The sequence below is a fragment of the Actinosynnema sp. NPDC023587 genome, from assembly GCF_040640215.1.
Classification (GTDB): Bacteria; Actinomycetota; Actinomycetes; order Mycobacteriales; family Pseudonocardiaceae; genus Actinosynnema.
The window spans coordinates 313,630-333,731 of record NZ_JBFABG010000005.1 but is presented as its reverse complement, the minus strand read 5'-3'; the positions used below and the strand labels follow the sequence as shown (position 1 = coordinate 333,731).

The 20,102-nt window shown below is 72.9% G+C and carries 19 protein-coding genes; 13 read left to right on the top strand and 6 right to left on the bottom strand.

Annotated features, from left to right (window positions below; translation table 11 throughout):
• Positions 1-7 precede the first annotated feature (7 nt).
• The 10 genes from AB0G01_RS17185 to AB0G01_RS17140 all read left to right on the top strand — a co-directional run bounded on the left by AB0G01_RS17185 (position 8) and on the right by AB0G01_RS17140 (position 12,629).
• Positions 8-1,633 carry an ABC transporter substrate-binding protein gene (locus AB0G01_RS17185; RefSeq protein WP_360946209.1) on the top strand — a complete coding sequence of 542 codons (1,626 nt, stop codon included), beginning with the start codon at positions 8-10 and terminating at the stop codon, positions 1,631-1,633.
• A gap of 4 nt (positions 1,634-1,637) precedes the next feature.
• Positions 1,638-2,588 (top strand): ABC transporter permease, encoded by a 951-nt coding sequence (locus AB0G01_RS17180; RefSeq protein WP_360946206.1) that lies wholly within the window; start codon positions 1,638-1,640, stop codon positions 2,586-2,588.
• On the top strand, positions 2,585-3,400 hold the full coding sequence (locus tag AB0G01_RS17175) for an ABC transporter permease (RefSeq protein WP_360946203.1): 816 nt from the start codon (positions 2,585-2,587) through the stop codon (positions 3,398-3,400). The genes AB0G01_RS17180 and AB0G01_RS17175 overlap by 4 nt, the downstream gene beginning before the upstream one ends.
• Positions 3,397-5,205 carry an ABC transporter ATP-binding protein gene (locus AB0G01_RS17170; RefSeq protein ID WP_360946200.1) on the top strand — a complete coding sequence of 603 codons (1,809 nt, stop codon included), beginning with the start codon at positions 3,397-3,399 and terminating at the stop codon, positions 5,203-5,205. Before AB0G01_RS17175 ends, AB0G01_RS17170 begins: the two co-directional genes overlap by 4 nt.
• Entirely contained in the window at positions 5,202-6,860 is a 1,659-nt protein-coding gene (locus AB0G01_RS17165) for a gamma-glutamyltransferase (RefSeq protein ID WP_360946197.1), read from the top strand. Before AB0G01_RS17170 ends, AB0G01_RS17165 begins: the two co-directional genes overlap by 4 nt.
• Before the next feature lie 20 nt (positions 6,861-6,880).
• Positions 6,881-8,656, top strand: a complete 1,776-nt coding sequence (locus tag AB0G01_RS17160; RefSeq protein WP_360946194.1) for a M28 family peptidase — start codon at positions 6,881-6,883, stop codon at positions 8,654-8,656.
• Positions 8,653-9,390: an SDR family oxidoreductase gene (locus AB0G01_RS17155; protein ID WP_360946191.1), complete on the top strand. Its 738-nt coding sequence runs from the start codon at positions 8,653-8,655 to the stop codon at positions 9,388-9,390. Before AB0G01_RS17160 ends, AB0G01_RS17155 begins: the two co-directional genes overlap by 4 nt.
• Positions 9,387-10,415 (top strand): 2-dehydropantoate 2-reductase, encoded by a 1,029-nt coding sequence (locus AB0G01_RS17150; protein ID WP_360946188.1) that lies wholly within the window; start codon positions 9,387-9,389, stop codon positions 10,413-10,415. The genes AB0G01_RS17155 and AB0G01_RS17150 overlap by 4 nt, the downstream gene beginning before the upstream one ends.
• Before the next feature lie 761 nt (positions 10,416-11,176).
• On the top strand, positions 11,177-11,548 hold the full coding sequence (locus tag AB0G01_RS17145; protein WP_360946185.1) for a MerR family transcriptional regulator: 372 nt from the start codon (positions 11,177-11,179) through the stop codon (positions 11,546-11,548).
• 397 nt (positions 11,549-11,945) lie between these two features.
• Positions 11,946-12,629, top strand: a complete 684-nt coding sequence (locus tag AB0G01_RS17140) for an MOSC N-terminal beta barrel domain-containing protein (protein ID WP_360946182.1) — start codon at positions 11,946-11,948, stop codon at positions 12,627-12,629.
• A gap of 48 nt (positions 12,630-12,677) precedes the next feature.
• Here AB0G01_RS17140 and AB0G01_RS17135 read toward each other — a convergent pair whose 3' ends face one another.
• The 3 genes from AB0G01_RS17135 to AB0G01_RS17125 form a co-directional block, all read right to left on the bottom strand.
• Positions 12,678-13,106, bottom strand: a complete 429-nt coding sequence (locus tag AB0G01_RS17135) for a PPOX class F420-dependent oxidoreductase (protein WP_360946179.1) — start codon at positions 13,104-13,106, stop codon at positions 12,678-12,680.
• Between the two features lie 72 nt (positions 13,107-13,178).
• Complete coding sequence (locus AB0G01_RS17130; RefSeq protein ID WP_360946177.1) at positions 13,179-14,774, bottom strand: DHA2 family efflux MFS transporter permease subunit; 1,596 nt, start codon at positions 14,772-14,774, stop codon at positions 13,179-13,181.
• Positions 14,755-15,375 (bottom strand): helix-turn-helix transcriptional regulator, encoded by a 621-nt coding sequence (locus tag AB0G01_RS17125; RefSeq protein ID WP_360946174.1) that lies wholly within the window; start codon positions 15,373-15,375, stop codon positions 14,755-14,757. Before AB0G01_RS17125 ends, AB0G01_RS17130 begins: the two co-directional genes overlap by 20 nt.
• A 597-nt stretch (positions 15,376-15,972) precedes the next feature.
• On the opposite strand from AB0G01_RS17125, the gene AB0G01_RS17120 reads away from it, so the two are divergent.
• Entirely contained in the window at positions 15,973-16,512 is a 540-nt protein-coding gene (locus AB0G01_RS17120) for a hypothetical protein (RefSeq protein ID WP_360946171.1), read from the top strand.
• A 97-nt stretch (positions 16,513-16,609) separates the two neighbouring features.
• Here AB0G01_RS17120 and AB0G01_RS17115 read toward each other — a convergent pair whose 3' ends face one another.
• Genes AB0G01_RS17115 through AB0G01_RS17105 form a run of 3 tightly spaced genes read right to left on the bottom strand, consistent with a single transcriptional unit; the run spans position 16,610 to position 19,402 of the window.
• Positions 16,610-17,197, bottom strand: coding sequence for an LUD domain-containing protein (locus tag AB0G01_RS17115; protein WP_360946168.1), 588 nt, complete (start codon positions 17,195-17,197; stop codon positions 16,610-16,612).
• A gap of 49 nt (positions 17,198-17,246) precedes the next feature.
• The gene (locus AB0G01_RS17110) at positions 17,247-18,653 is read right to left on the bottom strand and encodes a lactate utilization protein B (RefSeq protein ID WP_360946165.1); all 1,407 of its coding nucleotides are present in this window, start codon (positions 18,651-18,653) and stop codon (positions 17,247-17,249) included.
• Positions 18,650-19,402, bottom strand: coding sequence for a (Fe-S)-binding protein (locus AB0G01_RS17105; RefSeq protein ID WP_360946162.1), 753 nt, complete (start codon positions 19,400-19,402; stop codon positions 18,650-18,652). The genes AB0G01_RS17110 and AB0G01_RS17105 overlap by 4 nt, the downstream gene beginning before the upstream one ends.
• On the opposite strand from AB0G01_RS17105, the gene AB0G01_RS17100 reads away from it, so the two are divergent.
• Positions 19,380-19,847 (top strand): GntR family transcriptional regulator, encoded by a 468-nt coding sequence (locus AB0G01_RS17100; protein WP_360946505.1) that lies wholly within the window; start codon positions 19,380-19,382, stop codon positions 19,845-19,847. The genes AB0G01_RS17105 and AB0G01_RS17100 overlap by 23 nt on opposite strands.
• On the top strand, positions 19,733-20,062 hold the full coding sequence (locus AB0G01_RS17095; protein WP_360946502.1) for an FCD domain-containing protein: 330 nt from the start codon (positions 19,733-19,735) through the stop codon (positions 20,060-20,062). Before AB0G01_RS17100 ends, AB0G01_RS17095 begins: the two co-directional genes overlap by 115 nt.
• The last annotated feature ends 40 nt before the right edge of the window (positions 20,063-20,102 follow it).

Here is a 20,102-nt window from a genome sequence, read left to right as displayed (position 1 = left end):
AGCAACGATGACGATTCTCGACAGCCGCAGACTGCGGACCGCCGCTGCGGTCGCGGTCGCGGGACTGCTGGTGACCGCCTGCGGCGGTGCCGACAACGGCCCCGGCACCACGCCGGCCGCCGGCGTGGAGACCGATTTCGACAGCTTCGTCTGGGCGCTGCAACAGCTCCCGGTGTCGCTGGACCTGGCGAAGGACGCGACGGTCAACACCCAGCAGGTCATCAGCCTGGTGACCGAACCGCTGGAGCGGGTGTCCACCGACGGCACCTTCCGCCCCGCGCTGGCGGTGGCCGTCACGCAGCCCGACCCGACGTCGATCGTCTACGAGCTCCCGCCCGGCGCGCAGTTCTCCGACGGCACGCCGATGACGTCCGAGGACGCCGTGTGGAGCCTCCAGCACGTCACCGACGCCAAGGCGGGCGCGCAGACCGCCGGGCGGGTCAAGAGCATCGAGAGCATCACCGCGAACGGGCCGACCACGGTCACCGTGAAGCTGAAGTTCCCCGACCCGACGGCGCGCGACAACCTCGCGGTGATCTCCTACGTGCAGTCGAAGAAGGTCGCCGAGGCGGCCGGTTCCGCGCTGGGCACGCCGTCCGGGCTCCCGGTGGGCACCGGGCCGTACGTGATCAAGTCCAGCGGTCCGGACAAGATCCTGTTGGAGCGCAACGCCAAGTACACCGCCGACAAGCCCAAGGCCAAGGCCGTCTCCTTCGTCCCGATCAAGGACGACAACACCGGTCAACTGGCGATGCGCTCGAACTCGATCAACGGCGCGCAGGTGACCAACGTCAAGCAGATCGGGCAGTGGAACGGGATCTCGGGCGCGCAGACCGTCCAACTGCCCGCGAACGTCACCAGCTACCTGACCCTGGACACCTCGCAGCCGCCGTTCGACGACATCCACGCGCGGCGCGCGGTGGCCTACTCGATCGACCGGCAGGGCGTGTCCCGTGCGGTCTACGGCGCGAACGGCGTGGTGCTGCGGGGCCTGGTGCCGCAGACCCTGCTGGAGGGCGTGGCCGGGTCGGCGGAGGAGGCCAAGGGCTTCCTCGACGGCCTGCCGCAGTACGACCTGGACAAGGACAAGGCGAAGGCCGAACTGGCCCAGTCCAAGACGCCGGGCGGGTTCGAGGTCACCATCCCGTACACCACCAGCTCGCCGTGGGCGGAGCCGACGATCCTCAACCTCCAGGAGAACATGAAGGAACTGGGCGTCACGATCACGCCGAAGCCGGAATCGCCCGAGGTGTGGGCGAAGCGGATCTTCGCGCACGAGACGCCGGGCATCCAGTCGATGCAGCTCATCGCCACCATCCCCGACCCGAACGCGGTGCTGCCGAGGGTCGTGGGGCAGGCGGGCATCGCCGCGCCGGGCCTGAACCTGGCCAACTGGACCACGCCGAAGATCGAGGAGGACGTCAAGGCGCTGACCGGTTCGGTGGAGCGCGAGGCCCGCTGGGCGGCGACGAAGTCGGTGTTGCAGCAGGTTTCCGACCAGCTCCCCTACCTCCCGCTCTACGCGCCGAACTTCGTGGTCGCGCTCGGCAAGGGGTTCACCTTCTCCGAACCGGTCAACCAGTCCGACGTCCTGGACGGCACCTGGATCCTCCGGGTCCGGGCGACGGCGTGACAGCATGATCAGGTTCCTGGCCAGGCGGCTCGCCGCGATGGTCGCGATGCTGGTGCTGGTGTCGTTCCTGGTGTTCAGCCTGCTGGCGCTGGCACCGGGATCGCTCCTGGCGACGCTCATGGGCACCGCGCCGACCACGCCGGAGCTGATCGAGGCGACGACGCGGAAGTACCACCTCGACGACCCGTTCTTCGTGCAGTACGGCCGGTGGCTGGCCTCGGCGGTCCGGTTCGACTTCGGCACGTCGGTCCGCTCCGGCGAGGACGTGCTCGACGCGCTGGGCCAGACCCTGCCGATGTCGTTCCAGTTGGCGTTGTTCGCGCTGCTGCTGGTGGTGCTGCTCGGCATCCCGCTGGGTGCCGCCGCCGGGCTGCGCCGGGGTGCCGGCACGGACCGCGTGGTGTCCACGGTGGCCGCGTTCGGGATGAGCGCGCCGCCGTTCGCGGTCGGGCTGCTGCTGGTCTACGTGTTCGGCGTGCTGCTCGACTGGTTCCCGGTGTTCGGGGCGGGGGAGGGCTTCGCCGACGGTGTCCGGCACCTCACCCTCCCCGCGGTGTCCCTGGCCACCGCGTTGATGGCGATCGTGCTGCGGCAGACGAGGGCGGCGATGTTGGACGTGATGGACCAGGACTACATCACCTTCGCCCGTGCGCGCGGCGTGTCGTCGGGGCGGGTGCTGGTCAAGTACGCGCTGCGCAACGCGGCGGTGCCGATCGTGACGTCCTCGGGCGTGGTGCTGATCGCCGCGCTGTCCGGTGCCGTGCTCGTCGAGACGGTGTTCTCGCTGCCCGGCGTCGGGTCGCTGCTGGTGGTCTCGGTCAACTCGAAGGACATCCCGGTGGTGCAGGGGATCGCGATGGTCGCCGCGGCGTTCGTCATCCTGGTCAACCTCGCGGTCGACGTGCTCACCGGCCTGCTCGACCCGCGCATCCGGGCCCGGCAGGTGGCGTCGTGAGGCGGCTGGGCGGACCCGCGATCGTCGCGGCCGTGCCGCTCGCGGTGATCCTGGTCTGCGTCGTCACCGGCGACGCGCTCACCCCGTACCCGCCGAACGCGCAGGACCTGATGCTCAGTTCGAGCGGGCCGAGCGCGCGGCACTGGCTGGGCACCGACGAGCTGGGCCGCGACGTGCTGTCCCGGGTGATCTCCGGTGCCCGGGTCGCGGTGGTCGGCCCGCTGCTGGTGGCGCTGGTCGCGGTGGCGGTCGGCGTCTGCCTCGGCCTGGCCGCGGCGTACTACCGGGGCCGCGTGGACGCGGTGATCAGCCGGCTGGTGGACGTGATGTACGCGCTGCCCGCGCTGCTGGTCGCGATCGTCGTGGTGGGCATCTCCTCGGGCGGCTACGCGGTGACCGTGCTGGTGCTGGCGCTGCTGTCGGTGCCGACCGCGATCCGCATGGTCCGCAGTGCCGCGAGCGTCCAGAGCGGACTCCCGTACGTGGAGGCGGCGCAGAGCCTGCGGCTGCCCGCCCGCACGGTGATGTTCCGGCACATCCTGCCCAACATCGTGCCCACGGTGGTGGCCACCTTCCTGCTGGACTTCGTGGTCGCCCTGATCGCGTTCTCCGCGTTGGCGTTCCTGGGCATCGGCGGGCAGCCGGGCAGCGCGGAGTGGGGGGTCATGATCGCCGACGGGCGCGAGCAGATCCTGTTCGAGCCGTGGCTCTCCCTCGCCCCGGCCGTGATGATCATGCTCACCGCGACCTGCGCGACCGTGCTCGGCGACAGCGTCTACGACCGGCTCACGGCACGGCGGGAGGCACGATGAGTCTGCTCACGGTGGACGGCGTGGACATCAGCCACCAGGATCGCAAGCTGGTGCGGGACGTGGGCTTCGCGGTCGAGGCGGGGACCTCGGTCGGGATCGTCGGCGAGTCCGGCAGCGGCAAGTCGCTCACGGTCCGCTCCCTGGTCGGCCTGCTGCCCCGGGGGGTGAGCGCGACCGGTTCGGTGACCTTCGACGGGTGGGAGCTGCTCGGCCTGGCCGAGCGCGACCTGCGGGCCGTGCGCGGCGGTCGGATCAGCCTGCTGATGCAGGACCCGTTCTCGATGCTCAACCCCGTGCAGACGGCGTTCGCGCACGTGGCGGAAGGGCTGCCGGCCCAGCTCCGGCGCAACCGCGCCGAGGTGCGCGCGGAGGTCTTCGGGCGGCTGGAGGAGGTCGGCCTAGACCCGGCGCAGACGGCGCACCGCTACCCGTTCCAGCTCTCCGGCGGGATGCGGCAGCGGGTCGCGCTGGCCGCCGCGCTGGCCGGCGACCCGGAGCTGCTCATCGCGGACGAGCCCACCACCGCGCTGGACGCCACCACGCAGGCGCAGATCCTCGACATGCTCGACCGGTTGCGGCGTCGGCGCGGGATGGCGCTGGTGCTGGTCACCCACGACCTCGGCGTGGCGTTCTCGGTGTGCGACCGGATCATGGTCATGTACGCCGGGAGCCTGGTCGAGCAGGCACCCGCCGCCGAGCTGCGGCGCGCCCCGCGACACCCGTACACGTCCGGGCTGCTGCGCTCGCACCTGCCGGTCGACCGCCGGGTCGAGCGGCTGCGGTCCATCCCCGGCCGGGTGCCGCCGGCGGACTCGGTCGGCGACCGGTGCGGGTTCGCGTCCCGCTGCGCCTGGGCCGAGGACGCCTGCGTGGCCGAGCGGCCGGCCCTGCGGTCCACCGGGCCCGGTCGCACCACGGCGTGCCGCCGGGTCGACGAGATCGCCCCGGAACTCCTCGGCACCGCCGAGGAGGAGGAGCGGGACACCGGGGACGTCACCGTCGCCGACCCCGGTGTCCTGCTCACCGTGCGCGACCTGCGCAAGACCTACCGGGACCTGGCCGGTGCCAAGCGGCGCTCGACGGCGGTGAAGGGCGTCTCCTTCGACGTCGGCGCGCACGAGTCGGTCGGTTTGGTCGGCGAGTCCGGCTCGGGCAAGACCACCATCGCCCGCGCGCTGCTCGGGCTGGTCCACCCGGACTCCGGCAGCATCGACCTGGGCGGGCTCGACCTGGGCGACTACCAGCGGCTCAGCCGGGCCCAGGCGCGCGGCGTCGCCCACCTGGTGCAGGTGGTCTTCCAGGACCCGTACTCCTCGCTCAACCCCGCCCGCACCATCGGCACCACCCTGCGGGAGGCGATCCTCACCCGCGACCGGGCCGCCGACCACCGGGCCGAGACCGCCGAGCTGCTCACCCAGGTCGGGCTCACCGAGCAGCACGCGCGGCGGCGTCCGGCGCAGCTCTCCGGAGGTGAGCGGCAGCGGATCGCGATCGCGCGGGCCGTCGCGCTGCGGCCCCGCCTGCTGATCTGCGACGAGCCGGTGGCCGCGCTGGACGTGTCGGTCCGCGCGGAAGTCCTGTCGCTGCTGCGGGAACTGCGGCAGCGGTACCGGATGAGCATGCTCTTCATCACCCACGAACTGTCCGTCGTCCGGCAGATGACCGAGCGCGTCCTGGTGCTCCACCAGGGCGAGATCGTCGAACAGGGCCGCACGGCCGATGTCCTCGACAACCCCGGGCACCCCTACACCGCCCGACTCGTGGGCTCGGTGCTCAGACTCGATCAGGAAGGAGTGGTCCGATGACCAACGAGGGCCGGGTCGGACCCAAGAGCCCGGTGTCCGGCGGACGGGCGGTGTGCTCCAGCCAGCACCCGATCGTCACGGACACGATGCGCGACGTGCTGGCCGGCGGGGGCACGGCGGTGGACGCCCTGATCGCCGGATCGCTGGTGCAGGCCGTCGTGCAGCAGGACCTGACCAACCACGCCGGCATGTTCACCATGCTGTTCTGGGAAGCCGAGACCGGGACGGTGCACGAGCTCAACAGCCATGGCATGATCGCGCCGGACCTGCCGCCCTTCCACCGGGTGCCGCCGCCGCGCAGCCAGTACTCGGCGACCGGTGCCGGGCCCTACGCGGTGATCCCGGGGTTCATGCCCGGCATGAAGGCCCTCTACGAGCGCTTCGCCACCCGCCCGTGGGCGGAGCTGTGCGCGCCCGCCGTGCACTGGGCCGAGGTCGGCCACGTCGTGGACTCGTTCGAGCACATGGTGATGGCCCAGTCCTACGACTTCTTCCTCTACACCCCCTCCGGCCGGGCCCACTTCGCCCCCGGCGGGCACCTGCCGCAGGTCGGCGACCGGTGGCCCAAACCGGAACTGCACCGCACCATGCGGCGGCTGGCCGAGGAGGGCCCGGACTACTTCATCACCGGCGGCTGGGCCCAGGACTTCCTGCGCCGCGCCAACGAACTGGGCTGGCCCATCACCGAGGAGCACATGGCGGTCTCCCGGCCGGAGTGGGGCAGCGGGCTGCGCTACGAGCACCGGGGCCACGAGATCGTGCAGCTCTCGCCGCCGGAGCGGCAGGCCGTGTTCTGCTCGATGGTGCTGGGCATCCTGGACGAGCTCGACATCACCTCCGTCGGCCACTACACCGAGTCGGCCGAGGCGCTGTACTACCTGGCGCACGCGCTGCGGCGCGCGGACAAGGAGGCCAACCTCGTCAACGACCCGCGCATCTTCGAGGACCCGGCCGAGGTGCTGATGTCGCGGGAGTTCCACGCGATGGTGGCCGACCTGATCCGCCGCGGCAAGCCCAAGATCGACCTCACCAAGCACGTCGAGGTGACCGGCGGCGCGGCCCGGCTGGCCGCGATCGGGCACCTGCCCCCGACCACACCGGCGCAGTCCGCCGGCAGTTGCGAGCTGTCCATCGTGGACCAGTACGGCAACTGGGTGCAGTCGATGAACACCTTGCAGGGCTCGGGAATCCCGGGCGAGGTGATCGGCGGTGTGCCGATGATCGGCAGCAACGGCGTCAACAGCATGGACATGTGGCTGGGCGGCTGGTTCACCGGCGGCGGCCGGATGCGGTGCGCGATCGGCAACACCCTGGTGCTCAAGGACGGCCGCCCCGTGCTGGGCCTGGGCTCGCCGGGCAGCGTCTACTGCACCGTGCCGCAGGTCCTGTCCAACATCCTGGACTACGGGATGGACCCCTACGCCGCCGAGGACGCACCCCGGCTCTACCCGCTGCGCGACGACTACCAGTTCTCCATGGAGAGCCGGGTGCCCGACCAGGTGGCCCGGGGGGTGATGGCGCGCGGCCTGCTGATGTCGCCGCTGCCCGCCTACGACTGGCACCTGGGCTCCTTCCAGATGAGCTGGCGCGGCGACGACGGCCGGCTGTCCGGCTGCGCCGGACCGCGCCGCGCGGGCAGCGCCGCCGCCCTGTGAACCCGAGAGGACCGTCCACAGTGAACAACACCGAGACAGCGGGCAGCGCGCCCCCCGCCGGGGACGGCCGGGCCACCGCGCCCGACGACGTGCTCCGGGTGACCGACGAGGTCTCCGCCGAACGCCTGATGGACGTGCTGACGCCGTTGGCGCGCTGGACCAAGCACGCGGGCACGGCGGGGGAGCTGCACGGCCTGGCCCACCTGCGGGGCCTGCTCGACGACCTGGGCTGCACCACGCGGTTGATCAGCCACGACGCCTACATCAGCCTCCCGGTGTCGGCCCGGGTGGACGTCGCCGGCGACACCCTGACCGCGCTCGCCGTGTCGTTCTCCCGCTCCACCCCGGCGGCCGGGGTGACCGGGCGGCTGGTGGCCGTGGGCCGGGGCGCGGCCGAGGACTACCGCGGCCTGGACGTCACCGGCTGCGTGGTGCTGGTCGACGGCGTGCCCGGCCCCGACCAGACCATCGCGGCCGGCAGCCGGGGCGCGATCGCCCAGGTGCACGTCAGCCCGCACGACAAGCTGCACGAGATGTGCGTGTCCCCGGTCTGGGGCAGCCCCGGCGACGACACCGTCGACCAGTTGCCCGCCACCGCGGTGTGCTCGGTCGGCGCGACCGACGGCGTGCGCCTGCGCGAGGTGGCCGCGAGGGGCGGTGAGGTCACCGTGCACACCGAGATCGACACCGGCTGGCGGCCCACCCCGATCCTGGTCGCCGACCTGGCCGGCCCCCGGGGCGGGGACGCCGAGCCGTTCGTGTTCTTCACCGGCCACCACGACACGTGGCACTACGGCCTGATGGACAACGGGACCGCCAACGCCACCATGGTCGAGGTGGCCCGGATCGCCGTCGCGCACCGCGACCGGTGGCGGCGCGGGCTGCGCCTGGCGTTCTGGTCCGGGCACTCCCAGGGCCGCTACTCCGGGTCGGCCTGGTACGCCGACCACCACTGGGAGGAGCTGGAGGCGCGGGCGGTCGTGCACGTCAACATCGACTCGACCGGCGGGAACGGCAACACCGTGGTCGCCGACGCGACCTCGGCCGCCGAGCTCGGCGAGCTGGCGCAGGAGGCGCTGAGCGCGCAGGCCGGCCAGGACTGGGCGGGCCGCCGGATGCACCGCGCGGGCGACCAGTCGTTCTGGGGCATCGGGGTGCCCGCCATCTTCGCGAACCTCAGCGAGCAGCCGATCGACCCGGCGCTGCTCAACGCCCAGGCGGCGGTGTTCGGCGGCGGGCCGCGCAAGGGCAACGGCACCGGCTGGTGGTGGCACACCCCCGAGGACACCCTCGACAAGATCGACCCCGAGCTGCTGGCCCGCGACACCCGGATCTACCTGCACGCGGTGTGGCGGCTGCTGACCGATCCCGCGCTGCCGCTCGACTTCACCCCGGCCTGCGACGCGCTCGTCGCGCGGCTGCGCGAGCTCCAGACGGCCTCCGCCGGCCGGCTCGACCTGTCGTCGGCCGTCGAGCGCGGGGTGCGCGCGCGGGACCTGGCGCACGCCCTGTGGACCGCGCGGGACTCGGCGGACCCGGACTGGTTCAACTCGACCTCGCAGCGGCTGTCCCGGCTGCTGGTGCCGCTCGACTACACCCGCGGCGACCGGTTCCGGCACGACCCGGCGCTGTTCGTCGGCGGCCTGCCCGGCCTGGCCGACGCGCCCCGCCTCGCCGGGCTGGACCCCGCCGGCGCGGAGTTCCGCTTCCTGCACTCCCGGTTGCTGCGCGAGCGCAACCGCGTCGCGGTGGGCCTGCGGGACGTCGTGACCTACCTGGAAGGTGTCCTCGGATGACCGGGCCGAGCGGGCGGCGCTACCTGGTCACCGGTGCCGCCGGCCGGATCGGGCGGGCCGCGGCGCACCTCCTCGCCGCGCGGGGTGCCTCGGTGGTCACCCAGGACCAGGCCGGCGACGTGGACGTCCTGGCCGACCTCGCCGGCACCGACCTGTCCGCCGTCGTGGCCCAGGCCGAGGCGGCGGGCCCGCTGGACGGGGTCGTGCTCGCGCACGGCACCTACCCGAACCTGCCGGTCGCCGAGATGACGGTCGCGGAGTGGGACCGGGTCTTCGCGGTGAACGTCCGCGCGGTCATGCTGATCACCCGCGAGCTCTTCACGCGGTGGGTGGCGCGCGGCACGCCGGGCGCGATCGTCGTCATCTCCTCGGGCGCGGCCAGGTCCGCGCGCGCCGGCGGCGGCCACTACTGCTCTTCCAAGGCCGCGGTCGAGATGTTCACCCAGGTCAGCGCGATCGAAGGCGGCCCGCACGGCATCCGGGTCAACGCCGTCGCACCGGGGCTGGTGCTCGACGAGGTGATCCGGCCGGACACCCCGGACGTGCCGGACTACTTCGCGCAGACCCTCGCGGCCACCCCGCTGCGCCGCACCGGCGACCCGGCCGACATCGCCGAGGCGTGCGAGTTCCTGCTGTCCGACCGCTCGTCGTGGACCACCGGGGCGGTCGTCGACGTCAGCGGCGGCTCGCACACCGGCCGCCCGCACCTACCGCTGACGAGGGACCTGACATGACCATCCACATCGTGGGCGCGGGTGCCATCGGCGGCCTGATCGGTGCCCACCTGCACCGGGCCGGGCACGACGTGGTCCTGGTCGACGCCAACGCCGAGCACGTCGCCGCGATCAACGCCGACGGCCTGCGGATCTCCGGTGAGGCGGACTTCGCCGTGCGGCCCCGCGCGGTGCTGCCGGAGCACCTGGCCGAGCCGCTGCGGACCGTGCTGCTGGGCGTGAAGTCCCGGCACACGCGGGACGCGCTGCGGGTGGTGGCACCGCTGCTGGCGGACGACGGGTACGTGGTGTCGCTCCAGAACGGGTTGGAGGAGTACCCGATCGCGGACGTCGTCGGGCCGCGCCGGACGATCGGGGCCCTGGTCACGTTCGGCGGCTTCTACGAGGGACCGGGCCGCATCACCTACGGCGGGTCCGGCACGTTCCGCATCGGGGAGGTCGACGGCACCGCCGGCGACCGGGTGCGCGACCTGGCCCGGCTGCTCGGCGGGTTCCACCCCACCGAGGTCACCGACAACATCTTCGGCTACCTGTGGTCGAAGACGGCGATCGCGGCGGTGTACTTCGCCACGGCGGTGGCCGACGAGGACGTGCCGGTCCTGCTGGCCCGTCCCGAGCACCGCCCCCTGTTCGGCCGGCTGGTCGGCGAGGTCGTGGAGGTGGCCGGGGCGGCGGGCGTGCGCTGCGAGACCGTGGACGGCTTCGACCCCACCCTGTTCGCCGCGCATGCCCGGCCGGACCGGGACGCCGTCGAAGCGGCCTGGCAGGCGCAGATCACCTACTGGGTCGCCCACCGGCAGACCCGCACCGGCGTGTGGCGGGACCTGGCGATCCACCACCGGCCGACCGAGGTGGACCACATCCTCGGCCCGGTGCTGGAGCTCGCCACCCGGCACGGCGTAGCCGTCCCGCACGTGCGCGCGGTGGTCGACGCCGTGCACCGGGCGGAACGGGACCCGGGAACGATGGGCACCGCCGTGCTGACCGCGCTGGCCGGCGAAGGCGCTGGTGCGGACCGGCGGTGAGCGGTACGCCGCGCCGGCCGGGTGGGCGGTGACCGTCCCGCCTCGGCGGAATTTGACCTCATCACCGCAGGTCAGCTCTCCTCTGTCACCCGGTCGAGTAAATCTGTGCCGGCGGGAGTAGACATTCAGCGGTGGGTGTGTGTAGAGTTCTCCTTGTTGGAAGCGAGAAAGTCAGTAACACGGGAGATGACGAACTGCCCGTGAGGTTGTCGCAAGACGGTCGGACGTGCTGGGGCCAGGTTGGTTGCAAGGGGCTCCTCGGCAGTGGACCAGGGGTTGTTCGGCGGATTGGACCGGAGGAAGCATCCCGGTGCCGACGATCAGGTGAAGTGCTGGTGGAAATGCAGTTGAAGTACGCAACAGGATGTGCAGTACGGCCAGGTGTGCCGGAGCCGATCAGTGGACGGGGCTCCAGGGACGTGGCCAAGGATGGTCGGTGAGGTGATTCCGGCATGTGCATCAGGACCGGTGCCGACCGTCACGTGAGGTGGCAAGAAGAGTCAGTGATCAGAGGAGAAGGGAAGGGTTGCACACCATCGGATCGCCCGCCTTCGGCTGAACTCGGCCGGACGGGTACCGCGGTTCCATCTGATTGGAAGGTGGTCTTCGGTTACGCACACGCGATCCCCGCAACACCCGCTGCTAGTACGGGTTGCGCGGACAGAGGAAGCCGGTCTCACGGTCGGCTAGGTGGAAGTGGAATCCAACACCCCGGGGCCCCGGCGCATCTGCGCCGGGGCCCCTCGTGATGCGGAGGTGCGATGAACCCAGACGAGACACCCGGCCCCCTGGCCCCCGAGGCGCAGACCACGGCCGAGAGGTTCGACGACGACGACTACCCCGCCTACACCATGGGGCGGGCCGCGGAGATGCTCGGCACGTCGCCCGGCTTCCTGCGGAGCCTGGACGAGGCCAACCTGATCGAGCCGCAGCGCTCGGCCGGCGGGCACCGCCGCTACTCCCGGGCCCAGTTGCGCCTGGCCGCCCGGGTCCGGGAACTGGTGGACCAGGGCACCGGACTGGACGCGGCCTGCCGCATCGTCACCCTGGAGGACCAGCTCCAGGAAGCCAGGGACGCCAACCGCCCGCAGCACCCGCCGGGCGAGCCCTACCCGCCGCTGCGCGGTGTGTGAACCAGCGGTGCACCGGGAGGTCGGCCGGACCGGCCGACCTTCGACCCGCGACGAAACCCCGCCGGGCCTCCGACGCGAGGCCGGCCCCGCGGGCTCCCGCCGACCGGCCGGCGACGAGCACCGCGCCACTTGAGGGTGCCGGTGACCCGGTGAGCCGGTGGACGGGGTGAGCCGGTGGACGGGGAAGATGCTCCACAGTGGAGTGTCGGGCTCCGGCACCACCGCGCCCGCCCCGGAGCCGGCCGGGCACGCCGGGCGGGGGTGACCGGTTGACCGGCCTCGGCGGCCTGTGCCAGCATCCGGTGAGGGGACGAGAGGCGCTGCGACGGACGAGGTCCGCCACGCTCGACCCCCGGTTCCGGCACGAAGGGCGCCTCCCGTTCGTCAGGAGGCGCGTGTGTCCACTGTGGTCGGCAGGGTCGCCGCTCTGCACCGGTACCCGGTCAAGTCGATGGCGGGCGAGCCGCTGGACCGCGCCGAGGTGGCGTGGCACGGGCTCGCGGAGGACCGGCGCTGGGGATTCCTGCGGGAAGGCCGGGCGGGCAGCGGATTCCCGTGGCTGACCCTGCGGCAGCGCCCGGAACTCGTGCGCTACCGACCGCGCCTGACCGACCGGTCGGTGGTGGTGCGCACGCCGTCCGGGGTCGACTACGACGTCGCGGACCCCGCGTTGGCGGCGGAACTCGGCGGTTGGCCGCTGAAACTGGACGGGGGCGCGTTCGACTCCGCGCCCGTGTCGGTGCTCACCGCGCAGAGCGTCGCGGCGGTCGGTGCGGCCGACGAGCGGCGGTTCCGGCCCAACGTGCTGGTCGACGCCGAGGGCGAGTTCCCCGAGGACGCGTGGGTCGGCGGGTCGCTGTCGATCGGCGAGGCGGTGCTCCGCGTGGACCGCGAGGACCGGCGGTGCGGCGTGGTGTCGGTCGACCCGGACACCGGTCGGCGCGACCCCACCGTCCTGCGGACCATCGCGGAGCAGCACGGGATGACGCTCGGCGTGTACGGCTCCGTGGTGGTGCCGGGCCGGATCGCGGTCGGGGACCCGGTGGTCCTGGCCCCCGACCGGACACGCGCGTTCGCCTGAACCGGGCCAGGTCCGGGGCCGGTCGGGCTCCTCGGCGCGGGTGCCGGGTCAGTCGAGCTTCGCGCCGTACACGTGCTCGACCGCGATCGTGATCAGCACCCGGCGGTCGGCCACCATCACCGACCGGTACTCGTCCCAGTCCGGGTGCTCGCCGGCGGCGGCCCGGTAGTAGTCGACCAGGGCTTCGACCTCGGGGCCGTGGGGGTCGGTGCCGGGGCCGGTGAGGGTGGCCGTGCCCTCGGCGGTGGCCCACGCCCGGCCGTTCGCGCCGGTGACCTCCAGCGCGGTGCGCGGGTCGCGGCGCAGGTTCGCCGTCTTGGCCAGGCCCTCGCGGGTCGACACGAGGACGACCTCCGCCGCCCGGTCGTAGAACGGCGTCACGGGGGAGAGCTGCGGACGGCCGTCGGACTTGATCGTGGCCAGCACGCCCAGGCGGCTCTCGGTGAGCAGGGCGCGGGGGTCGAACGAGGGGGTCATGCCCCCATGATCGACCCCCGGACCGGGGTGCCGGCAAGTCGGGGTCCCGCCGCACCGGCGGGACCCCGCACCTCACGTCCGGTCGGCGGGCTCCGGTCGGGGCGTCACCCGGCGCAGCATCGCCGCCGACAGGATGCCCAGCAGCAGCACCACGATCGGCAGGACCAGCGTGACGCGCGCCGCGTCGGTCAGCCCCGCCTGCACGGCACCCGACGCGAGCCGCCCGGCCTGCGCCGCCAGGTCCGGCGGGAGACCGGGGATCGCGACCGGTCCGCCGCCGGAGCCGAACTCGCCCGCGCCCGCCGCGCCCCGGGCGATGCCCTCGACGAACGGGACCCGGTACTGCTCGGGAAGCTGCGCCGCCGCCGCGGTCGCCTCCTCGGTGACCGACGTGCTGATCCGGGCCTGGAGCAGCACGCCGATCGCCGCGCTGCCCAGCACGCCGCCGACCTGGCGGGAGGTGTTGAAGATGCCGGACGCGGTGCCCGCGAGCTTCGGCTGCACGCCGTTCATCGTCAGGTTGCTCATCGGCGAGAAGATGCAGCCGATCCCGAGACCGCACACCAGCAGCGCCGGGATGAACGTCCACGGGTTGCTGTCCGGGCGGGCCTGCAACGCGATGATCCCCATGCCCACCGCGAGCATCGCCAGGCCGCCCATCACCAGGTACCGGCCGTTGACCCGGTCCGACGCGCGCCCGACGAACGGCGCGATTACGCCGGACAGCAGCGACATCGGCGCGGTCAGCAGGCCCGCCATGGTGGGGCTGAGCCCCAGCACGGTCTGGATGTAGATGATCAGCGGCAGGAACATGCCGGTCATCGTGAAGCCGACGGTGGCGGCGGTGAGCGTGCCCGCGGAGAAGTTCCGGTTGCCGAACACCGCCAGCGGCATGAGCGGTTCGCGCCGGTTGAAGCGCTGCCACAGCACGAAGGCGACCAGCAGCACCACGCCCGCGCCGATGATCTCGAAGACGGTGATGCCGCCGGCGACCGCGCCCCAGTCGTAGTGCTCCCCGTTCTGCACGCCGAACACCACGCAGAACAGGCCCGCCGCCGACAGCAGGATGCCGGGCACGTCGAACGCGTGCGAGTTGCGCGGCTGCCAGTCGGGCACCAGCAACGCGGTCAGCACGATCGCCAGCACGCCGATCGGCACGTTGACGAAGAAGATCCACTCCCAGCCCAGGTGGTCCACCAGCACGCCGCCGAGCAGCGGGCCGGTGATCGTGGCCAGCCCCGCGACGCCGCCCCACATGCCCATCGCCGTGCCGCGCCTGGCGGGCGGGAACAGGTGGGTGATGAACGCCAGCGTCTGCGGCGTCATCAGGGCCGCGCCGAGGCCCTGCACGGCGCGGGCGGCGATGAGCATTTCGACGTCGCCGGACAGGCCGCACCACAGCGAGGACGCGGTGAACACGACCAGGCCGGCCAGGTACACCCGTTTGGGGCCGAACCGGTCACCCAGCCGGCTGGTGAACAGCATCGGCACGGCGTAGGTCAGCAGGTAGACGCTGATCACCCACACCACCGAGTTCAGCCCGGCGTCCAGCTCCCGCAGCATGTCGGGGATCGCGATGGTCACGATCGTGGTGTCCAGCAGGATCATGAAGAAACCCAGGCAGAGCGCTCCGAGCGAGGCCCACGGGTCAGTTTGTCTTGCGTTCATGGTTTTCCTTGACGACGAGGCTGAGCGTGGGCTGGTGCTCCTGGAACGGGACGCGGCCGGTGCGCAGGTCGTCGATCAGCCGCTCGGTCCACGCGAGTTCGAACGCGCGCCGCGCGGTGGCGTAGCGCCAGTCCAGCCAGTACACCTCGGGCGTGCCGTCCTGCCGGAGTCCGGACAGGACGGTCTGGTCGGCGGCGGTCGCCGCGCGCAGCTTCAGCACCCGGTGCTCCAGTTCGAGCAGCGCGATGTCCCGGCCGAGCTCGTCCACGACGGCCAGCCCGCTGAGGTAGGCCGGGTACTCGGGCACGACGTCGCCGAGCAGCTCCCGGCCGCGCTGCTCGAACGCGTCCCGCCCGGCGGGGGTCATCCCGTACACCGTGCGCTCCGGCCGCCGGCCGTCCCGCCGGGTGTCGACCACCTCGATGTGGCCGTCGCGCTGGAGCCGTTCGACGGTGTGGTAGAGCGACCCGGCCCGGACCTTGACCCGGACGTCGACGAACCGCTCGCGCATGAGCTGCGCCATCTCGTACGGGTGCATCGGCCGCTCGTGCAGCAGCTCCAGCACCGCGATCCCCAGTGGCGTCAACTTGGCCGTCGACATCCGCCTGCCTTTCACCCACTTCGAATAATCCGCGTGGACTATAAGACGTGGGCTAAACGGGTGCGAGCGACGGTGGCCAGGGGCACAGTCCTACGGTGACCCGCTTCGCGCGGCTCCGCACGACGGGCGGGGGTGTCGGGTGGACGTGGTAGCCGCCCGCCCCTGACCCACCCAGACCCCCAGACCCACCCAGACCCCCTGACCCACCCAGACTCCCGGGCCCACCCCGACCCCGGGCGACCACACCGGTCGGCCCAGGGGTCGGGAAAGCGGTGATTCCAGCTCGTCGTGCACTACGTGAATTGCGGTGGGCGGACCGCACCGAATGAAAACCGCACTATGCGCGGTTCGGCCCGCAAACCTGCGCTTCGCCATCTTCATCCTCTTGGCCTATCGCCGCCACGACCATTCGGTCCTACCGTGGGATTCATCCGGCGGATGGTGTCGACGGGTAACCGCCCGAGTGTTCCGCTCATTCCGGTTCGGCACACGGCACCGTCTCGCGGGAAAGCAGAGTGGTCGTCCGGGGGAATTCGCCTTTCCCGGGCGTCCGACCCACCCCTTTTTCCCGGCGCGACTCCCAGAGGAATGAACACGATGAAACGATTCCGCACGTCCTTCGCCGTCCTCGGCACCGCGGTCGCGGCCCTCGCCGCCGCCGTGGTGGTCACCCAGGGCGGCGTCAGCACGGCCCAGCCCGCCGCCCTGGCCGACCAGGCGGTGTCCCACCTCCACTCGCAGGTCGACCTGCCGCCCGGGGTCTGGACGGACACCCCGCTGACCGTCGACCTCCCGTTCTCCGGCACCTACGAGCTCGACGCGGACGTGCGCGGCCGGCTCAGCGGCACCCCCGCCGTGAACTCCTACATCACCGCCCGGCTGTGGAACGCCACCACCAACACGGCCGTGCCGGAGAGCGAACGGCTGGTCAACCAGGTCATCGACCACAACGTGGGCAATGCCGGGGCCGGCGGCAACCAGACCGCGCCGATCAGCGAAGTGGTCGCGGTGAACGGGCCGACCACCATCAGGCTGCAAGCCCGGCGGGTCGACGCGGTGGGATCGGCGAGCATCGCGCAGATCTACTCCGACAGTTCCGGGTACACCTCGTTGCGCTTCGACCGGGTCGCACCCTGATATCCGTGCCGAATGCCGGGTGAAGTCCACCAGGCAAGTCGTGGGCACCCGCCCTGTCCGATGGGATCCAGTCGGACAGGGCGGGTGCGGCGGCGGGTCAGAGCGCGACGACCACGACGAGCGTGCGCGGGCCGTGCACGCCCTCGACCCGTTCCAGTTCGATGTCGCTGGTGGCAGACGGCCCGCTGATCCACGTCTGGGTGCGCACACCGGCCAGCGCGGCGACGGCGTCCGGCACGTCGGCCACGACGCGGTCCCGGGGCACGACCACCAGGTGGTAGTCGGGCAGCAGGGTGAGCGCGCGAGCGCCCTGGTCGGGTGCGTCGTGGTCGAGCACGATCGTGCCCGTGGCGGCCACCGCGACGTGGCAGCCGGTGACCACGGCGTCCGCCGACCCCGGCGCGGACGTCCGGAGACCCGCCGGCACCCACCCGTCCGGCACCCCCGGCGGGGTCACCACGGCGGAGGCCCCGCGCGTGCGCAGGGCGTCGGCCACGGTCGCCGCGACCTCGGCGGCCGGCACCGCGCGGACCTCGGCGCGGTAGTCGCGCACCCGTTCGGCGAACAGGTCCACGTCGCCCGGCCCCCGGGCCTGCCGGTAGTCGCGCGGCACGACGGGCACGACCGGCCGGTCCGCGAGCGCCCGCGAGACGCGGGCCAGGACCTCGGCGCGGGCGTCGCTCATCGGAGTGCCCGCCGGTCGTCGGAGATGCGGCGCGGGTCGGGAGCGTCGCTCATCGGGATTCCCACCAGTCGCCGAAGGTCTGCTGCGGCGGCCGGGGCAGGTCGCGCGCGTCCGTCCACGCCGCGAGGGGCGGCGGGAGGTGGCCGATCCGGTCGCGGCGGCGGCCCAGGGCGCGGCCGAGCCGGCCCGCGCGCAGCACCCGCCGCCACCGCCGGGCGTCCGACATCGCCCACGCCACGGCCCGCATCGCGGCCGACTCGGCGGTCACGCCCCGCGACTCGGTGACCTTCTCCCTCAGGTGCACCAGCATCGACGGGATGTCGATCGCGACCGGGCACACGTCGTAGCAGACACCGCACAGCGTCGACGCGAACGGCAGCGTCCGGTTGTGCTCCACACCGGTCAACTGGGGCGACAGCACCGCGCCGATCGGGCCGGGGTAGACCGACCCGTACGCGTGGCCGCCCGTCCGCTCGTAGACCGGGCACGAGTTGAGGCACGCCGAGCACCGGATGCACCGCAGGGCGGCACGTCCGCCCGGGTCGGACAGGGTGGCCGCGCGCCCGTTGTCCACCAGCACGACGTGGCTCGCCTGCCCCTCGGTCGGCCCGGTCCACACCGACGTGTACGGGTTCATCCGCTCGCCCGTCGACGACCGGGGGAGGAGCTGGAGGAACACCTCCAGGTCGCGCCAGGTGGGCACCAGCTTCTCGATCCCGACCACGCTGATCAGGGTGCGCGGCAGGGTCAGGCACATCCGGCCGTTGCCCTCGGACTCGACCACGACCAGCGCGCCGGTGTCGGCCACCGCGAAGTTCGCGCCGGACACCGCCACGTCCACGGTGGTGAACTTGTGCCGCAGGTACTTCCGCGCGGCCTCGGCCAGCGCGCGCGGGTCGTCGGTCAGGTCCGGGTCCACGCCCGGCATCTCGCGCCGGAACAGGTCGCGGATCTCCGCGCGGCCCTTGTGGATCGCCGGCACGAGGATGTGGCTGGGCCGGTCGTGGCCCAACTGCACGATCAGCTCGGCCAGGTCGGTCTCGACGGCCCGGATGCCGGATTCGGCGAGGGTCTCGTTGAGCCCGATCTCCGCCGTGGCCATGGACTTGACCTTGATCACCTCGGTGCTGCCGGTCGCCCGGACCAGGTCGGTGACGACCCGGCTCGCCTCGGCGGCGTCCCGCGCCCAGTGCACGGTCGTGCCGCGCTCGACGAGGGCGGCCTCCAGCCGGAGCAGGTGCGTGCCGAGGTCGGCCAGCACGGCGTCCTTGATCGCCGCCCCGGCGGCGCGCAGCTCGGCCCAGTCGGGCAGCTCCGCGACCGCGGACGCGCGCTTGGCGCGGATCGTGCCGGTGGCCTTGGTCAGGTTGCGCCGCATCTGCGCGTTGTGGAGGCCCGCGCGCGCGGCGACGGGGAACGGCGCGCCGCTGAGCGCGGGCATGCCCAGGAACGTCATCGCGCCACCTCGACGGGCCGGTCGGCGGTGCTCGCCAGCACCTGGGCCAGGTGCAGCGGCCGGACCCCGGCGCGCAGCCGGCTCAGCCCGCCGCCGATGTGCATCAGGCACGAGGAGTCGCCCGCCGTCAGCACCCGGGCCCCGGTGTCGAGCACGGCGCGCATCTTGTCCGCGAGCATCGCGGTGGAGGTGTCGGCGTTCTTGAGCGCGAACGTGCCGCCGAACCCGCAACACGTCTCGGCGGCCGGCAGCTCGACCAGGTCGATGCCGCGCACCGCGCGCAGCAGCCGCAGCGGCCGGTCGCCGACGTCGAGGACGCGCAGCGAGTGGCAGGTGGGGTGGTAGGTGACGCGGTGCGGGAAGTACGCGCCGACGTCGGTCACGCCCAGCACGTCGACGAGGAACTCGGACAGCTCGTAGGTCCGCCTCGCGACCCGGTCGGCCCGGTCGCCGAGTGCCGCGTCGCCGTGCGCGCGGGCGACGTCGGCGTGCTGGTGGCGGACGGACCCCGCGCACGAGCCGGAGGGGGTGACCACGACCTCCGCGTCCGCGAACGCCTCGACGTGGTTGCGCACGATCGGCACGGCCTGCCCGGCGTAGCCGGTGTTGACGTGCATCTGCCCGCAGCACGTCTGCCCGCGCGGGACGACGACCTCGTGGCCCAGGCGCTCCAGCAGCGCGACGGTGGCCTTGCCGACGTCGGGGTAGAGCCCGTCCACGAGGCAGGTGACGAAGAGCGCGACTCTCACCGCGTCCACCCTAGGTTCCGTGGTCGGACCACACCAGCGCTGTGGTCCGACCACGGCGAGGAGGCGTCGGGTGGACGGCTACGCGACCGTGCTGCGGCACGTCGAGGACGAGTTGGTGTCGGGACGGCCGGCCGTGGGCGGGCAGCTCCCGGCCGAGCGGCGGCTCGCCGGCGAGCTCGGTATCAGCCAACCCACCGTGCGCGAGGGGATTCGCGTGCTCCAGGCCCCGGGCGTGGTGCGCAGCGGGGTCGGCTCGGGTCCGGACGCGGCCACTCGGCCCGCGCGGCGGCCCGCGTCCCGGGCTCGGCCGCGCTGGACCGCGCCGCCGCGCTGCTGGACCGGATGGACGACCCCGGTCTGGACGCCGCCGCGTTCCACCAGCTCGACGCGGACTTCTACGTGGCGCTCACCGCGGCGGCGGGCAACGCGGTCAACACGGCGGTGATGACCGCCCTGCGCGACGCCCTCCACACCACCGTGCTCGATGCCGTCGCCGCGCTGCCGGACTGGGACCGCACCGCCGTGCGGCTGCGCCGTGAACACCGGGGCGTGCTGCGCGCCATCCGGGCCGGGGACGGGGACACGGCGGCCAAGCGGGTCACCCGGCACGTCGAAGGCTTCCACCGCGAGTGGACGCGGCACGCGGACCCGGCCGGCTGACCGAGGGGGACCGGGTGGCGTTCCCGCGCGCGACAGCGCT

What these genes read in the sequence shown, in the direction of transcription:
- AB0G01_RS17185 (WP_360946209.1), top strand. Translation starts at nt 8, where the DNA reads ATGACGATTCTCGACAGCCGCAGACTGCGGACCGCCGCTGCGGTCGCG.
- AB0G01_RS17180 (WP_360946206.1), top strand. Translation starts at nt 1,638, where the DNA reads ATGATCAGGTTCCTGGCCAGGCGGCTCGCCGCGATGGTCGCGATGCTG.
- AB0G01_RS17170 (WP_360946200.1), top strand. Translation starts at nt 3,397, where the DNA reads ATGAGTCTGCTCACGGTGGACGGCGTGGACATCAGCCACCAGGATCGC.
- AB0G01_RS17165 (WP_360946197.1), top strand. Translation starts at nt 5,202, where the DNA reads ATGACCAACGAGGGCCGGGTCGGACCCAAGAGCCCGGTGTCCGGCGGA.
- AB0G01_RS17155 (WP_360946191.1), top strand. Translation starts at nt 8,653, where the DNA reads ATGACCGGGCCGAGCGGGCGGCGCTACCTGGTCACCGGTGCCGCCGGC.
- AB0G01_RS17150 (WP_360946188.1), top strand. Translation starts at nt 9,387, where the DNA reads ATGACCATCCACATCGTGGGCGCGGGTGCCATCGGCGGCCTGATCGGT.
- AB0G01_RS17145 (WP_360946185.1), top strand. Translation starts at nt 11,177, where the DNA reads ATGAACCCAGACGAGACACCCGGCCCCCTGGCCCCCGAGGCGCAGACC.
- AB0G01_RS17135 (WP_360946179.1), bottom strand. Translation starts at nt 13,106, where the DNA reads ATGACCCCCTCGTTCGACCCCCGCGCCCTGCTCACCGAGAGCCGCCTG.
- AB0G01_RS17130 (WP_360946177.1), bottom strand. Translation starts at nt 14,774, where the DNA reads ATGAACGCAAGACAAACTGACCCGTGGGCCTCGCTCGGAGCGCTCTGC.
- AB0G01_RS17125 (WP_360946174.1), bottom strand. Translation starts at nt 15,375, where the DNA reads ATGTCGACGGCCAAGTTGACGCCACTGGGGATCGCGGTGCTGGAGCTG.
- AB0G01_RS17120 (WP_360946171.1), top strand. Translation starts at nt 15,973, where the DNA reads ATGAAACGATTCCGCACGTCCTTCGCCGTCCTCGGCACCGCGGTCGCG.
- AB0G01_RS17115 (WP_360946168.1), bottom strand. Translation starts at nt 17,197, where the DNA reads ATGAGCGACGCCCGCGCCGAGGTCCTGGCCCGCGTCTCGCGGGCGCTC.
- AB0G01_RS17110 (WP_360946165.1), bottom strand. Translation starts at nt 18,653, where the DNA reads ATGACGTTCCTGGGCATGCCCGCGCTCAGCGGCGCGCCGTTCCCCGTC.